The following is a 17,064-nucleotide window of genomic DNA, read 5'->3' as shown; positions in this document are numbered from 1 at the left end:
TAATTGTTGGTTACCTGCCTAGATCCAATCATATCCGAGACCGGGTTGTTCATTAATCATGAGCAACCCGTTTTTAATTTCGAAACCACCTTTTACTAGATCTTCTGCTAAATCAAAACTACCATCCAGGTCCAGATACTTTGTATTTTCAAAACTATAAGCTGTATGTAAAGCTGCTGTTATGCTGATGATGCTCTCATCGTTGCAACCCCAGAATAAGTTGATTCCGGCGGCACGGGCTATCTGCCCAATTTCTCTGGCACCAGTAATACCGCCGCATTTCATGAGTTTAATATTGTAAATGCCAAATGGACGATTCGTTTGTGCAAAACGAATGGCATCGGTTTCCTGATGCAAAGACTCATCGGCAACCAGCTTGTTTCTTTGTTCTTCTGAAAGTGAAACCAATTCCATTTCCTTTCCTACTTTCAAAGGTTGTTCAATCAATTCTAAAGGGATGGAACGGGTAGCTTCCATGAATTTTATAAGATCTGCGAGTGTATATCCCTGATTGGCATCAACTCTGAGTTGAATATTCTCCTTGAATTTTTCATGAAGCAATACTATTTTTTCAATGTCTTCCTCTACAGACAAACCAGTTTTTAATTTGAAGATGGAAAATCCATTGGCATAATATTCTACGGCTTCTGCTACTGTGTCGGTAACGCTTTTAATTCCGATAGTAACCGAAGTTGGCAAGGCATTTCTTTTTATTCCGTAAAATCGGGCAACTGAAATACCCGCCCATTTTCCAAAAGCATCGTGCAAAGCAATGTCTAAAGCTGCTTGTGTTCCGGGCAAGTGGGCAAAAGTTTTTCTGATATCTGTAATAATGCTGAGAAAAGAACGGATGTCGGCCCCTACCCATGACTGCACTGTATCAGATTCTAAATTAATTAGTGTTTGTTCGGGACTTTCTCCCACTACGTCTTCTGCCGGGCTGGCTGTTCCAATTCCAACGATTCCATTTGCCAAAGTGATTTTTGTAAAAACAATGGATACGGTGTCGTAAGTATTATACGAAATGGTATAAGGCTTTTTTAAAGGGAGGTGTTTTATAAAAGAGTTGATGGAGGTGATTTTCATGAGCGATACCGGATTTAAATTTTATTTCCCTCAATAAGCTGCTGCAAAACGGGAATTAACTCGCTCACTCCTTTTTGTAAAGGTGCCAGCACAGGCAACTGCAATTTTTCTTCGTATGCTGCTTTTAGCACTAATGCTTCTTCATGGGTACATCCCTCTGTATTCATTGCTAGTGCAATTACTTTAGATCCAAATTTTTCGATGATTTCGATTTCAGATTCTACAGAAGGTATTTTACCCCAATGTGGTTCGTTGTCAAAATAGATTCTCTTTGGTGCAAACACTAGAACAGTATATTTGGCATTTCCTGAAATCAGAAATTCAAGACCACAGGGTCCGCTAGGATTTCTTAAGGCAGACTGTCCTTCTAAAAAAATAAGCGAAGGGTTTACCTCACGAGCACAGCTGAGGATGGCATTTTCTAATTCTCCAGAAACAAAATCGTTCAAGGTAGAATCAAAAATAAAACCATACTCATTCCCCTGTAACCATCCTGTTTGGCCTGTATAAATCATTTCTGTTTTAATCTGTTCTTTTGCACAGGCTTCTTTTAATAATCTTGCAGTGGTTCTTTTTCCCATTGCGCAATCCATCCCAATGACAGCAATCACCGGAGTAGGTAGTTTAAAAATATCTCCCGTAAAAAAATGCAGGTCTGCTCTTTTCTTTGGCTTTCTGATATCTGTAAGGCTAACTCCTTTTTTACCCGCCAGTTCAACAATATCTGCGTGATCGGTTAAGTAATCGTGTAAACCATTAACAATGGATAAACCTTTCTCAATGGCTGCTTTTATAATTACGAGCATATCCGTAGGCAATACACCACCTACAGTGGCTACTCCTATCACCAGTACTGTTGTTTCGGTATGAGCTTCCCAGGCATCTTCAAGATTTGCATAAATGGGAATGCTTCTGTGTATTCCATCCAAAATAACTCCGGCATCTTTTCCAGCTGTAGCTTGCTGATCAATTACACCGGTAATTAAAAAGCGCTCTGTGCCCCTAACTAATCCATGCGCTGTTTTGGCATCAGAAGTTGGGTACAATCCATTTGTTAATACAAAAGCCAATTTTTTCATCTTGCAATTTTGTTTCTATATGTTGGTGTGTCTTACCAATATGATTAACTTGTTTCTAAAGCCTCTTTCTAATCAGCACACCGGGAAATTGATTGGTCGCATTTTGGTTCTGATACACCAGTTCTCCATTTACCCAGACCATTTTAATACCAGTAGAAAGGGCTTTACTATTTTCAATAGTGGCATGATCTTCTACAATATCCGGATTTAACAGAACCAGGTCGGCAAAATTACCAGCTGCAATCACACCTCTGTTTTCAATTTGTAAATGCTTTGCCGTTAATCCTGTCATTTTATGAATTGCCTCAGCAAGTGAAAGTATTTTTTGTTCTCTGATGTATTTACCCAGAATTCTGGTAAAAGCCCCATAACCACGGGGATGGCCACCGGCTGCGCCATCCGAACAAAAATTGGCGTGCTCCCAACGCATAAAATCTATCATATCTGCTTCCAGCATAGACTTACCGGCAAGGGCTTCTACACTACCTGCACCGGGGTTTGCTTTTTTATAGGCTTCTGCCATTTTAATTAATTGTATCAGTGTGGCGGGAGCAGACTCGTTTCTTTCTTTCGCAATCGCTGCAATTGTTTTTCCCGCATAGGAAGGAAATGGAGCAAAGCGAACCAGAACAGATTCCTCGGGATCAAATAATTGCTGAGTGGCCAGTTCGGCACTTTTCAGGCTTGTAAATTTTTTATCAGGAAACAAGATTCTTAAGGTAGAATTCCAGAATGTATAAGGATATATATCCGCAGTAATATCAATGCCTGCTTTTCTTGCACTGTCCAGTGTTTGTATCACCTGTTTTGCTTTTCCCCAATCGTTTTTATTGGCAATTTTTATATGAGAAAGCTTCACCGGTATACCTGTTCTTTTTCCAATTTCAATAATTTCATCAATAGCATCTTTTAATTGGATGTCTTCGCTGCGGATATGGCTGATATATCCTCTTTTAAAATCAGCAGCAACTTGAGCAAGTGCAATCACTTCTTCCTTGCTGCTATAAAAAGCAGATTCATATTCCAATCCAGTTGATAAGCCAAATGAACCCTTTTGCAAATCTGCCGCCAGCGTCTTTTTCATTTTATCAACTTCGCTTAAGCTGGCTGCTCTAAATACATTGTTTCGGCCCATAATTTTTTCACGAAGACTACTATGACCTGTATAGCTGGCAACATTTACTGCTACTTTGTTTTTAGCAAAAAATGCCTGAAGTGTATCCATTGGATAACTGTCACCATCCTGCCCAATCAATATAGTAGTAATACCCTGGTTGGTCATTGCTATACTCTGTGGTTCTTTTTTAAGGCTGCCAAAATGATGACTATGTGAATCAATAAAACCTGGTGTTATGTATTGTTGCCGGCCATCAATAACCCGTTCTCCCTTCAGGGGTGTTAAGTTGCCTACCGCCAGAATCTTATTTCCCTCAATTCTGACTGCGCCAAAAAAAGGAACAGCTCCTGTACCATCAATTATCCAGACGTTTTTAATAAAGGTGGATATACCTGCATCCAACGGTTGGCTTTTGTTAAAGTCTTTTGGCTGATCGATTTTATTGTGAGCGTTAATTGCTGTTAAAGTGGTTAATAAATAAATTGTAATAATGAGTAAAGGTTGCAGGAAACTTCTGAAACTGAATTTTTTCATTCTTTGTTGATTGTCTATAAAATTATCGAACATGATTTGAATCATAAATTAATTCTAAAAATAGCGGTAACTTTGTGCTGTGTTTATGGCGAAGAATGGAGTGATATTTCTAATGCTAGGAGCTTTGCTGGTGCAGGTATTTTCAGGATATATCTTAAAAGCAGATTATGCCATTAATCGTGCAATTTATTTACAGAATTGTGTTAATAAAGACAAACCAGCTTTACAATGTAAAGGCAAATGTCAGTTAACGCAAAAAATGCGAGAGGCAGAGAAGGAACAACAGCGGGCTGCAGAAAAAGCCTCGCACCAACTTAACCTACCAGGAGGAAATATATGTCATCAATATAGTTTTCTGCAAATCGATTTTTTTGAAATACAAAATGCAATTGTTTATGCTTATGAACAGCCACCTCTCCTAAGGCGGTACTTTATAAGCGATATTTTTCATCCCCCACAGTTGGCATGACATTTTTTTAGTCTGAATTTTTTTCAAATCATTTAAAAACAATGTCATGAACATTCGTTCTATGAAGGCGCTGCCGAGCCTTCTTATACCGGCTTTTGCCCTAACCGCACAACCAATCAATGCCATCAATGGTCAGGTAAATCAATCAGTAAAAAATCTTCAACAATTAAGTTACGATTCCTTTTTCAGCAGAACCCTGGCTCCGGTGAGTGTGTATGCGGTAAAAGGAAAAACACCTCAGAAAACCTATCAGTTAAAATCTGCTGACTGGATTCAGCACGATGCCACACAGGTATTAACACAGATTGCTGGTTTTAATGCCATTCGTAAATCCGGCAATTTTGGATTTGATCCCGTATTCCGCGGATTCAAGTGGGAACAGTTAAACCTAGTAACAGACGGAGTAGTGGGTGCGCATCAGGCTTGTCCCAACCGCATGGATCCTCCGAGCAGTCAGGTCATGATTAATCAGATAAAGGAGATAGAATTATTAAAAGGTCCGCACAATTTTCGTTATGGCCCTTCAACTGGAGCGGTTATTAATTTTAAAATGAATGACCCTGTTTTTTCTGATAAAACAGTAGTGAATGGTCGTATTGGTGCAGGATATGAAACCAATGGAACCAATCGCAGAACAGAAGCCTATATTAATTTGAGTACTCAAAAGTTTCAGACTGCTGCAGCGCTTTCCTACTCTGCCGGAGATGATTATAAAGACGGAAGTGGAACCTTGTTGCCTGGTGTATTTAATAGAACAGCGCTGAATTTGAGTGCTGCGTATCTGCTAAAACCAGGCAAGATTGCTTCTGTTAATATCACCCGAAATTTTACCCGTAATACCAGCTTTCCTACCTTAATGATGGATTTGTTAAGCGATGATACCTGGATGATTCAAGCTAAGTATCAGGTAAGTGCACAGCACAAATGGTATAGCCAATGGAATACACAGGTTTATACTTCACTGGTAGATCACCAGATGGGGAATGGATTAAGACCTGCTTCTACAACCATGTTATCGCATGTATATGCCAATACCGAAACCAGTGGAGGAAGAACTGAAATTACCATCAGAAGACCCACAACCGTTTGGTATGTTGGCGCAGATATGAAGTATGAATATGCCAATGGTACCCGATCCAGAAAAATGTTAACTGGTATGATGGCTGGAAAAACATTTTATGATACCCTCTGGCAACAGGGTTCTATAATCAGAACCGGTGCTTTTGTACACACAGAAAAAAAGATGGGCTTATACCAGTTAACCGTATCGGGACGGATGGATTGGGTTCATTCTAAACCCAATCAGCCTGCAGCAAAAACAATGGGTGCTAATTCAACTCTGGTTGCCAACGACCTGAATGCCAGTATTAGTGCGGGTCTTAGCCGATACTTCAATCAAAACTGGCAGGCATCTTTCTGGGTAGGACGTGGGGTAAGAAGCGCTAGTATCACAGAAAAGTTTATCAACTATTTGCCTGTGGGGCTAGATGCCTATGAAGTAGTAGGAGATCCACATTTAAAGCCAGAAGCCAATACACAAGTAGATTTTCTTTTGAGATACAAAACCGAACATACACTGTTTCAGATGAATGGTTATTATGCTTTTCTAACTGATTATATTACTACAGTGGTTGATCCGAGTTTAAAACCTGTTGTTGCCACTTCTCCCGGTGTTCGCAAATACATCAATGTGAAAGAAGCAAGCATCATGGGATTTGAATTGAGTTGGAATCAGCAATTGGACAAAGTATTGAATCAGGATATTACTATGGCCTATGTTCGCGGTCAGAACAGGGTGTTAAATCAACCCTTACCTGAAATCAATCCATTTGAAATCAGGTATAAATTAACTGCTGATCTGCTGCAGGGTAAAATGCAACCGTATTTATACATTCGCCGGAGCTTTGCTCAGAACAGGGTTTCGGCTGCTTTTAATGAAAAAACCACCGGAGATTTTACAGTTACCGACCTGGGCTTTAAATGGAAACCAGTAACTAAAATTCATTTGACTGCAGTAGCACAAAACCTATTCAATGTTACCTATAGAGAACATTTAAGCAGATTCATCAATAATAGTTTGCCACTCAATGCTCCTGGAAGAAACTTTGTTTTCATGATGGCGTATATATTTTAATTAAGTCTTAATTGAAAAAGTAGTGTTGTTTGCAATAACAGCACTACTTTTAAATACCCAATTATCGACTGAATGCCTGAAACTGTTTTTGAGCGAATTCCTTCTACGCCACCTGTTATTCCTCCGCTTTCTCCTGATACCAAAAGATTGCAATGGTCGGTCATGATTCCTGTATACAATGGTCTGCCCTATCTGGAGCAAACTTTGCGTTCAGTATTGGCACAAGACATGGGTCCAGATATCATGCAAATAGAAGTAGTTGATGATGTGAGTAATGAAGGAGATGTGGCTGAAATTGTAGAAAGGGTTGGTAAAGGAAGAGTTGCTTATTACAGACAGCCGATTAATGTAGGTAATGTCAGGAATTTTGAAACCTGTATTAAAAGAGCTGTTGGCGAGTATGTCCATATACTCCATGGGGACGATTATGTAGAACCAGGTTTCTATAAAGCGATTACTCAACTGTTTGTAGATTATCCAGAAGCTGGCGCAGCCTGTACAGACTGGAGAGCGGTAGATGACAATGGCAAACCAGTGTGGACCAATGAGCCAGTTGGAGATGAAAGAGGGTTGTTGAAAAACTGGCATCAGCGTATCGCTATCAGGCAGTGGCTGGAACCACCGGCGATGGTGGTAAAGAGAAGCGTTTATGAAGATCTGGGATCTTTCTATTTAGTGAACTGTTCAGAAGATTGGTTGATGTGGAACAGAATCGCGGCTAAATATCCGGTTGCTTACCATCCGGAAGTTTTGGCGAAGTATAGAAATCATGAAGCGAACATAACTTCCGCATCCTTTAAAAACAGGAAGAATTTCTTTGATATTTATAATACGATGCTTTATAATATAGCACATTTACCCGAGCATCTCAGAGTAGAATCAGAGAAAGCTTCCAGAAAAAATTTCTCTTTCTATTTTGCTAATCTGGCACATCGTGAATACCATGCCAAACACGATAAAGAGGAGGCGATAATAATAGCCAAAGATGCCTTACGGTTTCAAGTGAATGCTTATTCAGTTAAGTCTTATCTGAAATTGTTGTTTAAAATTGCTACCGGGTATAAATAGTTACCTTCGCGTGAAAAGTATTTTCATGGCATCCACTGCATTTCTATTTGATTTGAACGGAACAATTGTAGATGATATGGCCTACCATAAAAAAGTATGGTACCATGTATTGGTGAATGATCTGGGAGCCAACATGAGTTTTGAGCAAGTAGCAGCAGAAATGTACGGGAAGAATTCAGAATTATTGGACCGTGTATTTGGCAAAGGACATTTTAGTCCTGAACAAGTGCAGGAAATAGAAATGGCCAAAGAAAGAAAATACCAGGAAATCTATCGTCCCGTTATGAAACCCTTACCTGGTTTAATGGATTTTCTGGAAGCTGCTAGATCTGCTGGAATACCCATGGCAATTGGTTCTGCAGCCATTCCTTTTAATATTGATTTTGTATTGGATGAGTTACAGATCCGGTCTTATTTTTTCAGTATCGTTAGCGCCTTTGATGTGCCGGTAAGTAAACCTAATCCGGATGTGTTTTTAAAAGGAGCCCAGAATCTGGGAGTAGCACCTGAAAACTGTATAGTTTTTGAAGATGCGCCCAAGGGTGTTGAAGCAGCAGCCAATGCAGGCATGAAAGCAGTGGCCATTACTACCATGCATACAGAAGAAGAATTTTCCAGCTATAATAATATCATCGCTTATACTTCCGACTACAATACGCTCATGCATTTAATCCGATAAAATCCATTTGTTTTGGTTAAATTGGTTATCTAAATTTTTAACGATGGCCAACCCACAATGGAAAGGAGTATATCCTGCCTTGTTAACCCCCTTTCATGCTGATGAAAGTTTAGATGGGGTTTTGTTTGTTAAGAATCTCCAGGCCCAGATTAATGCAGGCGTTGATGGAGTAATTATAGGTGGTTCTTTGGGTGAAGCGAGTACGCTTTTGAATGAAGAAAAAATTCAATTGTTGCAAATCGCTAAAAAAGAGGCTGGTCCTGATTTCCCAGTTATTGTAAATATTGCAGAATCTACTACCAAAGCTGCTGTTTCTTTTGCAAAAGAGGCAACTGCCGCAGGTGCCGATGGCTTCATGTTATTGCCCCCTATGCGCTATAAATCGGATGACGCTGAAACGGTTGCTTATTTTAAAGCGGTAGCCAATGCCACTTCCAAATCCATAATGATTTATAATAATCCGGTAGACTATAAAATAGAGGTAACATTGGACATGTTTGCTTCTTTGGCAGAATGCGAAAACATTCAGGCGGTAAAAGAATCTACCCGTGATGTATCGAATGTAACACGCATGATAAACAGATTCGGAGATCGATTTAAAATATTATGCGGGGTAGATACACTGGCGTTAGAAGAATTGTGTTTGGGAGCAGATGGTTGGATTGCAGGTTTGGTAGATGCATTTCCCAGAGAAACTGTTGCAATATATAGATTGATTAAAGCCGGCCGCTTACCAGAAGCGCTCAGCATTTATCGCTGGTTTCTTCCTGTACTAGAGCTTGACATTCATCCAAAGCTGGTTCAGTATATTAAAGTGGCTGCAACCCTTACGGATATTGGCTCTCCGCATGTAAGAGCTCCAAGATTACCTTTAGAGGGAGAAGAGTTGCATCGCGTAACCAAGATTGTAGAAGATGCGCTGAACTGCAGACCGCAGTTGCCGGACTATCTTTCACTCAATTTCTAATATTTTTCCAAGTGGGTACCATTGTTTGTAAACGTTTTGGTTTTAATAACTCTAGGCTAATTTTTATAAAGCATTCTGAATTATAACATGTCTATTTTTTTACAATCTTATAGCACTTTAAAGAAAGAGTATCTTCCCGAAACCTTTGCTATCAGCTCATCTGCAGAAATAGAAGTAGCGTTAGAGGAAGCATCGGCAGCTTTTATCCCCTTTGCCAAAAAAACATTTATTGAACGGGCTGAATTTTTAGAGGCTATTGCTGAAGCAATTATGAACTGTGGTGATACATTGCTTCAAATAGCACAGGAAGAAACAGCATTGCCATTGGCCCGATTAACGGGAGAACGGGGAAGAACCTGCACACAGTTGAATCTATATGCAAAATTGCTAAGAGAAGGCAATTGGTGTGATGCGGTTATTGATACAGCCATGCCCGATCGCCAGCCCTTGCCTAGGGCTGATCTAAGAAGAATACTGCAACCCATTGGTCCTGTATTGGTATTTGGTGCCAGCAATTTTCCTTTCGCTTATTCAACTGCTGGTGGTGATACCGCATCTGCATTAGCTGCAGGCTGTCCCGTAATTGTGAAAGCACATGAATCACATTTGGGAACCAATGCAATGGTTGCTGAAGCTGTAAAGAAAGCCGCAGAAAAAACCCATATGCCCAAGGGTGTTTTTGCAACACTAATAGGAACAGGTCCTGTATTGGGTCAGCAACTGGCCATGGATGAAAGAATCAAAGCCATTGGGTTTACCGGATCTTATAAAGCAGGAATGGCATTATACACCACTGCTACACAGAAAAGAAAAACGCCCATACCGGTTTATGCTGAAATGAGTAGCATTAATCCGGTTGTATTATTGCCACAAACCCTTGCTGAAAAAACATCAGTGATTGCTACTGCACTTGCAGGATCCATTAGTTTGGGTGTGGGACAGTTTTGTACCAGCCCCGGTTTATTGTTTGCTATTGATGATGAAGCGGCAAAAACTTTTGCGCAGGAATTGGTGAATGGATTAAAAGTAGTTGCGCCCGCCACCATGCTGAATCCAACTATCTGCCATACTTTTTACAAAGACAAAGCAAGCCTGGCTAATTCGGAAAACATTCAAGTGTTGTTTGATGGCGATAATGAAGAAGAAAACTATAAGGCAGCTCCTGCATTGATGCAAACTACCGCTGCTCATTTTATGTTGAGCCCTGCTTTGCAAAAAGAAGTATTTGGTCCTTGCAGTTTATTGGTGCTTTGTAAAGACATGAATGAAATGCAAGCTGCTATTGCTTCTATTGAAGGACAGCTAACCGGATCTATTTATGGTAATGAGTCTGAATTGAAAACGAATGAAAAACTGGTAGACAGTTTGCAGCAGACTGTAGGCAGAATAATTTTTAATAATGTACCAACAGGTGTGGAAGTATGTAATGCCATTGTGCACGGAGGCCCCTATCCAGCAACTACCGATGCAAGAACAACTTCGGTAGGACCTGAAGCCATTCGTCGTTTTGCCAGACCTATTTGTTACCAAGACTGTCCAGATGCATTGTTGCCATTGTATTTGCGCAACCACAATGAAGCGGGTATTGTAAGATTAGTTAATGGAGAGTTTACCAAAGCGGATATAGTATCCTGATATTAACTAAATGTATATGATTATACAACAGCTATGTAATAAAAAGCATTTGCACTATGGCGCATAAAAAATTTTTTTGCATCGATGCACATACCTGTGGTAATCCGGTAAGACTGGTTGCTGGTGGTGGTCCATTGCTGGAAGGTAATTCCATGATGGAAAGAAGATTGCATTTTTTGCGTGAATACGATTGGATCAGAAAGGGGCTAATGTTTGAGCCTCGTGGACATGATATGATGAGTGGGAGTATTTTGTATCCACCAACGGATCCGCAAAATGATATTGGTGTTTTATATATTGAAACCAGTGGTTGCCTGCCAATGTGTGGTCATGGAACGATTGGTACCATTACAATAGCGATTGAAGAAGGATTGGTTCAACCAAAAGTTCCAGGTAAGCTTCGCATAGAAACCCCTGCCGGATTGGTTTTGATAGAATACAAGCAGACAGGAAAAAAGGTAGATTCCGTTAAGCTGACCAATGTGCCTGCTTTTTTATATGCCACTGATTTAAAAGTGGAATGCAGTGGATTAGGCACTATACTAGTGGACGTAGCATACGGTGGAAATTTCTACGCCATTGTAGATCCGCAGGAAAATTTTCCAGGACTGGAACATTTTACAGCCGATCAGCTCATCAGCTGGAGCCGTGATTGCAGAAAATATTTAAATGATCATTACTCATTTGTACACCCTGAGAATGAACATATCAAAGGACTTAGTCATTTACTTTGGACGGGTAAGCCAATGAAAGAAAGCTCTACTGCACGCAATGCCGTTTTTTACGGAGACAAAGCCATTGATCGTTCTCCTTGTGGCACTGGAACTTCGGCAAGAATGGCGCAGTGGTATACAAAGGGTTTGTTGAAACAAGGAGATGTATTTGTGCATGAAAGCATTATTGGATCTGTATTCAACGGCACAATTGAAGGCATAACCACTGTGGCGGGAAAGCCTGCGATTATTCCTGGCATAGAAGGCTGGGCTAGAATTACCGGATACAATACGATTATTATTGATGACGATGATCCCTATGCGCATGGCTTTCAGGTTATCTAAGCGTATGTTTTATAGCAATGGATTGTTTCATAAATAGATTAAATACATACAAATCACTTCAAAATAGATTTCATAAAATACATCGCATGAAAAAACAAATATTGACTATTGGTTTTGTGGCATTTGCTACCGCCACTAATATTCTTGGAACAGCTGTTGCTTCATTTGCACAGGTTTCGGCAAATGAATGGGTGCCTTGTCAAGAAATGCCCGCGTTGATTCAACGATTCAATGCAGACAGCAGAGTCCTGAACCGCTATTATAGTCCAGCCCTGAACAATGCCCGCGGCGGTGGTGCTGACTGGAGTATTGGCTCCCCCGAAAAAAATGAAAGATTACAAAAACTGATAAAAGATTATCAGGCACAATTGACTGCCATCAATTTTAAAAACCTTTCACAGGAATGTAAGGCGGATTATATTTTATTTAAGCGGGATTTAGCAAGCCGATTAGAACAGTTGCAATTGGATGTGGCCAACTTGCAAAAAGTGAAACAGTGGATTGGTTTTACGGATAAAATATATGCGCTTGAGCAAGTGAGAAGAAGAGGAGGACAGCCTGATGCAAAAGGGGTAGCCAAAGAGTGGAACGATATTGTATCGGAGGTAAAGCAATTGCAGGATCAGTTAAAAAAAGTAAATAGTATTGATCCGGATGAAGTGGCTGCAGCAACCGCTGCTATTACGAATGCACGTAATGCAGTGCAAAGTATTTTTGAATTTTACAATGGCTATGATCCTTTGTTTAGCTGGTGGGTTCCGGTAACACAGAAGTCATTGGATGAAAGTTTGAATGCGTATGCCAATGCTTTTAAAGCCAAGGCCAACAGCAGTTTATCTGCTTCTGATAAAAGTGGAATTGTGGGTGTGCAGGCAGGAAGAGAATCCTTAATTAGACAGTTGAAGCATGAAATGATTCCATACACACCAGAAGAATTGATTGAGATTGCGAATAAGGAATTTGCCTGGTGCGAGGCAGAAATGCTGAAAGCTTCTAAAGAAATGGGTTTTGGAAATGACTGGAAAGCAGCATTGGAAAAAGTGAAGAATACTTATGTACCCGAAGGCAAACAACCGGAACTGATTTTGCGTTTATACAATGAGAGCATTGATTTCTTAAAGAAGAATCAGTTGATTACCATTCCGCCATTGGCAGAAGAAACTTGGGGCATGATGATGATGACTCCGGAGAGACAACTGGTAGCTCCATTCTTTTTAGGGGGCGCGGACATTCTGATTTCTTATCCCACCAATACCATGACGTATCCCGATAAAATGATGAGTATGCGGGGAAACAATCCACATTTTTCAAAAGCTGTGGTACATCATGAATTAATTGCCGGACACAATCTGCAGCAGTTTGTAAATCAGCGAAACAGAACCTATAGAAATTTTGGAACGCCTTTCTGGTCTGAAGGCTGGGCGTTATACTGGGAATTGATTTTATGGGATATGCAGTTTGCCAAAACACCAGAAGACCGCATTGGTATGTTGTTCTGGCATATGCACCGTTGTGCCAGAATTATTTTCTCTTTGAATTATCATACCAGCAAATGGACCCCACAACAGTGTATCGATTTTCTCGTAGACAAAGTAGGACACGAGCGTGCGAATGCAGAAGGAGAAGTAAGAAGATCATTTACAGGAGGATATCCCCCGCTGTATCAGCTGGCTTACTTAACAGGCGGACGTCAGTTCTATGCCTTGAAAAAAGAGTTGGTAGATACGAAGAAAATGAGCTACAAAGAGTTCCATGACCAGGTCATGAAACTCAATGCTATGCCAGTTGAAATGGTAAGAGCCATATTAACTAAGCAACCACTCACCGAAGATTTTGCTACGAATTGGAGATTCTATGAGAAACAATAATGTCTCCGATGTCATGTAAAATAAAATTATACGCGGTACCAGTCAGCTCTCCAGTTCTGGATGCAAAGCTTAATTTCTTTGTTCGATAAGTTTTCTGCAGCGGCTTTAGTGGCCAATGCAGGAAACTCTTCGTCAGAAGCAAAACGCAAGGCAATGATTTGACTAATGCGTAATTGAGCAGGCAATAATTTACCAGTTAAGGCAAAGTGACGAAGGTTTTCTTCGGCTCTGATGGCTCTATCCTGTGCTTTTAAGGCAAAGATTCTAATGTAGGCAAAGAATAAACAACAAACTATAGTAAGTATGGTAATTAATGCTGCTGCATAATGGTGTTCGGCAGGAGCATGAAAAAGATTAGCCACAGACCCCACTAGGGCTGCAAGAAGAAGGAAAAAAGTTATGCCGTGCCAGCCTAATAAGAGACGACTATGATTTTTATAATTCTGTTGTTTCATGGTTAAAATTTAGCTAAAGATAGTTTATTGTCCTGAAGCATTCTCCCCTCCAATACCAATCAGGTAATTAAACAGACTCACTTCGGTAGGAAGGTTTAGTTTTTTGCGCAATCGATACCTGCTGATTTCTACCCCTCTTACCGAAATATTCATCAACTGTGCAATTTCTTTGGTAGTTAAATTCATACGCAGGTAGGCGCAAAGTTTTATTTCATTATTGCTTATGTTCGGATGAATATTTTTTAAGGATACAATAAAGTTGCTATGAACTTTATCGAAATGCTTGGTAAAATATTCCCACTCTTCATCTAACTGTTCATCTTCACTGAGCGTTTTAATCATTTTCTTTAACTCTGTGATGGCATATTCGTTGTCAATCTTTTTAGTAATCTGACTCAGTTCTGTTTTAATCTTCGTTAATAATTCTCCCTTCTTAACCAGGTGCATGGCAGAAGATGCCAGTTCAGTATTTTTAAAATTCAGGTCTGCTTCCAGTTTTTCGTTTCTTAATGCGGCCAGTTCTCCCTCAGTTTTGCTCCGCTCCAGCTCGTGTATATAAACCAATTTGTTTTGCTCTTCATTGAATTGTTTCTGTTGCAATACAAATTTTTTCTTCTGCCATGTAAACAGTCCAAAAATTCCTGCTAGTAAAAAGAAGGCATATAATGTATAAGCCCAGATGGTTCTGTACCAGGGGGCTTCTATAATAAATGTATAATGGGCAATAGCTGATTCAGTACCTAAATTGTTTCGCGCCTTTACTTCAAAAACATATTTGCCTGGAGACAAATTTGTATAATCTTTTTCGGTTCTATGTCCCCAGGTTGACCAGTCATTTTCTAAACCCTTTAACCGGAAACTATATTCTATATTAGTTTGGTCATAAAGCTGAGTAGTAGAAAAGCGAATACTTACACTATTGAAATCATAATCAATTGATGGAATTCGTTCTTCTGATTGAACGGCTGGCAAGTTCAGTAAATTAAAATATCCTTCAAACAGAGCGCTGTCTAGGTTATTACCAATAGACAAAGACCTGATCTGAACATTCAGCGGAAGTGTATTCTGTTTGTACTTTTTGTAGTTAATATGATAAAATCCTTTTTCTCCCCCTAGAAAAATATTATTCTCGTCTACTGTATAAATCATTTCAAAGCCACTCAGCATCTTCTTACTCAGCTCTTTTATTTCAATCACCTGCGGCTGTTCATTTGTTCTGTCTACTACTCCAATGTTCTTTTCATGAATAAACCAGATATTTCCTGCCTTGTCTTCTTTTAAATAACGGATGCTTTTTTCACCTAACAAATTCAAGAAGAAACCATCTGGTTCAAATTGATTGGTCTCTTTATTGTATTGATAAATTCCCTTATCGGTACCAACCGTAATTTTATTGTTAATGAAAAAAATATGATTGTTTAATAAGGAGGGTAATCCTTGTTTCTCACCATATGTAGAGACCTGCCAGTTAGAATCAATTCTAAAAACTCCATGAAAGGGGTGAGAAACCCAGGTGTTTTTATCTTTATCTATGGCAACATACCTGGAAGATTCTGTGAATCGGGGTACAGGTTTTTGATTTGTGCCCTCTATTTGTAAGAGTCCGTTATAATTTCCTGCTATGATTCCTGTACCATAAGGAGCGAAATTCCAAATACCGGGATAGGTAGAAAAAGGAATGGCTGTATTCCCTATAATTTCAAATGCTCCTTCATGATGACCCAATAATATTTTTCCATTAATCTGACTTAAGTTCCAGTTCTGTCCACGGGTGTTTTTTACCAGCGAAAAACTTCCTCTGCTGAAACTGATATCTTTTGCTTTCTGCAGGATGGTAACAAAAAGCCCATTGGAAGTACCTAAGTACAATTGATTGTCTTGTACAATAGCCGTGTAGCCGGATTCTTCGTTTAGTTGGGGTGAAATATTTTTGATGGCACTGTTATAAGCAATTAAATCAATCCCGTTGTTCAAACCTAACCAGAGATTTTTTTCTCTGTCCAGAAAAATACTCAGGATATTGTTGTTCTGTAATCCTTCCGTTCTTGAGAAGCGCTGAACAATATTACCATTGTGGTCTATTATATAAACACCCCCGTTGGTGGTGGCTAGTGCAATCCATTCTTCATTAATGGTGGTGGCACTATAAATCCTTTCATTCGAAAACAACGCATTGTTGGAACTATTGATTTGTGTAATCTGTCCCTGATTCAGGAGATAAATCCCATTTTTCAAAGTAGTAATAAGGGCTTTGTTTTCACCAACAGATAAAATAGCGGTGATATTGGCCCCGTTGATATTGCCGGAGGCAGTTTTTTCAGTTGACAAAGGAATCCAGTTGTTTTTATCCAGTACCAGTAAACCCTTCTTGAAATCCTGTAAAATCAACTGGTCGTTAACCGTATCCAAAAAGCCATAGGCACCACCATTGCTGAAAACAGTGGTTTTTCCAGATAAGTGGCGAAAAATCCGGTTTCCTGTTCTGAAATAAATCGCATTTTTATAGGGAACAATATCCCAAACATCCCCAAAATTCTTATCCGCCTCCGGAATATTTTGAATTAAAGAGACAAAGACCAGCTTTCCAAAGGTATTGGGCTGAAAATAGCCGAGTTCATCTTGTCCACCCACATAGATGCGACCGTCGTTACCTATCAATACCGAGCGGACGATGGATTTATTGGGTAAAGGGTGGATTTTCCAGGATTGGCCATCAAAAGTTAACAATCCTTCATTGTTGGCCAGGTAAATAATTCCTTGTTTGTCTTGCCGTATGTCCCAGTTCTGGGCACCTCCGTTGTATTGGCTTTTGGAAAAATTAATGGTTTCGGGTAAGCCAATAGTGTTTTGTGCCTTTATAAAAAGAGGAGAGCAAATAAGTATAATGATTTTCCTTAGCAAAGCAAATCTTTCGT

Annotated in this window: 13 protein-coding genes; 8 read left to right on the top strand and 5 right to left on the bottom strand. The window is 39.7% G+C overall.

The features are described 5' to 3' along the window. Positions 1-18: 18 nt before the first annotated feature. From TEGAF0_RS10060 to TEGAF0_RS10050, 3 genes are read right to left on the bottom strand one after another with little or no spacing between them, the layout of a single operon-like run. A complete protein-coding gene (locus TEGAF0_RS10060; protein WP_264898050.1) occupies positions 19-1,086 on the bottom strand; it encodes a mandelate racemase/muconate lactonizing enzyme family protein in 1,068 nt (355 codons plus the stop codon). A 14-nt stretch (positions 1,087-1,100) separates the two neighbouring features. After that, positions 1,101-2,165, bottom strand: a complete 1,065-nt coding sequence (locus tag TEGAF0_RS10055) for a DUF1611 domain-containing protein (RefSeq protein ID WP_264898049.1) — start codon at positions 2,163-2,165, stop codon at positions 1,101-1,103. A 55-nt stretch (positions 2,166-2,220) separates the two neighbouring features. After that, positions 2,221-3,849 carry an N-acyl-D-amino-acid deacylase family protein gene (locus TEGAF0_RS10050; protein ID WP_264898048.1) on the bottom strand — a complete coding sequence of 543 codons (1,629 nt, stop codon included), beginning with the start codon at positions 3,847-3,849 and terminating at the stop codon, positions 2,221-2,223. Positions 3,850-3,901: 52 nt separating this feature from the next. Between TEGAF0_RS10050 and TEGAF0_RS10045 the strand changes: the two genes are divergently transcribed. The 8 genes from TEGAF0_RS10045 (at position 3,902) to TEGAF0_RS10010 (ending at position 13,694) form a co-directional block, all read left to right on the top strand. Then, complete coding sequence (locus tag TEGAF0_RS10045; protein ID WP_264898047.1) at positions 3,902-4,285, top strand: hypothetical protein; 384 nt, start codon at positions 3,902-3,904, stop codon at positions 4,283-4,285. Between the two features lie 46 nt (positions 4,286-4,331). Then, entirely contained in the window at positions 4,332-6,419 is a 2,088-nt protein-coding gene (locus TEGAF0_RS10040) for a TonB-dependent receptor domain-containing protein (protein WP_264898046.1), read from the top strand. 72 nt (positions 6,420-6,491) lie between these two features. Then, positions 6,492-7,487, top strand: coding sequence for a glycosyltransferase family 2 protein (locus tag TEGAF0_RS10035; RefSeq protein WP_264898045.1), 996 nt, complete (start codon positions 6,492-6,494; stop codon positions 7,485-7,487). A gap of 25 nt (positions 7,488-7,512) precedes the next feature. Further along, positions 7,513-8,166 carry an HAD family hydrolase gene (locus tag TEGAF0_RS10030; protein ID WP_264898044.1) on the top strand — a complete coding sequence of 218 codons (654 nt, stop codon included), beginning with the start codon at positions 7,513-7,515 and terminating at the stop codon, positions 8,164-8,166. A 43-nt stretch (positions 8,167-8,209) separates the two neighbouring features. Then, positions 8,210-9,133 carry a dihydrodipicolinate synthase family protein gene (locus tag TEGAF0_RS10025; protein ID WP_264898043.1) on the top strand — a complete coding sequence of 308 codons (924 nt, stop codon included), beginning with the start codon at positions 8,210-8,212 and terminating at the stop codon, positions 9,131-9,133. An 87-nt stretch (positions 9,134-9,220) separates the two neighbouring features. Next, entirely contained in the window at positions 9,221-10,768 is a 1,548-nt protein-coding gene (locus TEGAF0_RS10020; RefSeq protein WP_264898042.1) for an aldehyde dehydrogenase (NADP(+)), read from the top strand. Positions 10,769-10,824: 56 nt separating this feature from the next. Continuing rightward, a complete protein-coding gene (locus TEGAF0_RS10015; protein ID WP_264898041.1) occupies positions 10,825-11,826 on the top strand; it encodes a 4-hydroxyproline epimerase in 1,002 nt (333 codons plus the stop codon). A gap of 86 nt (positions 11,827-11,912) precedes the next feature. Then, entirely contained in the window at positions 11,913-13,694 is a 1,782-nt protein-coding gene (locus TEGAF0_RS10010) for a DUF885 domain-containing protein (RefSeq protein WP_264898040.1), read from the top strand. Positions 13,695-13,720: 26 nt separating this feature from the next. Here TEGAF0_RS10010 and TEGAF0_RS10005 read toward each other — a convergent pair whose 3' ends face one another. Both TEGAF0_RS10005 and TEGAF0_RS10000 read right to left on the bottom strand, forming a co-directional pair. After that, a complete protein-coding gene (locus TEGAF0_RS10005; protein WP_264898039.1) occupies positions 13,721-14,149 on the bottom strand; it encodes a DUF6526 family protein in 429 nt (142 codons plus the stop codon). A gap of 24 nt (positions 14,150-14,173) precedes the next feature. Further along, positions 14,174-17,050 (bottom strand): ligand-binding sensor domain-containing protein, encoded by a 2,877-nt coding sequence (locus TEGAF0_RS10000; protein ID WP_264898038.1) that lies wholly within the window; start codon positions 17,048-17,050, stop codon positions 14,174-14,176. Positions 17,051-17,064: the final 14 nt, after the last annotated feature.

This window comes from Sediminibacterium sp. TEGAF015, from assembly GCF_025997995.1.
Taxonomy (GTDB): domain Bacteria; phylum Bacteroidota; class Bacteroidia; order Chitinophagales; family Chitinophagaceae; genus Sediminibacterium.
Note: the sequence above shows the minus strand (reverse complement) of the source record. Positions and strands in the feature narration are given on the sequence as shown.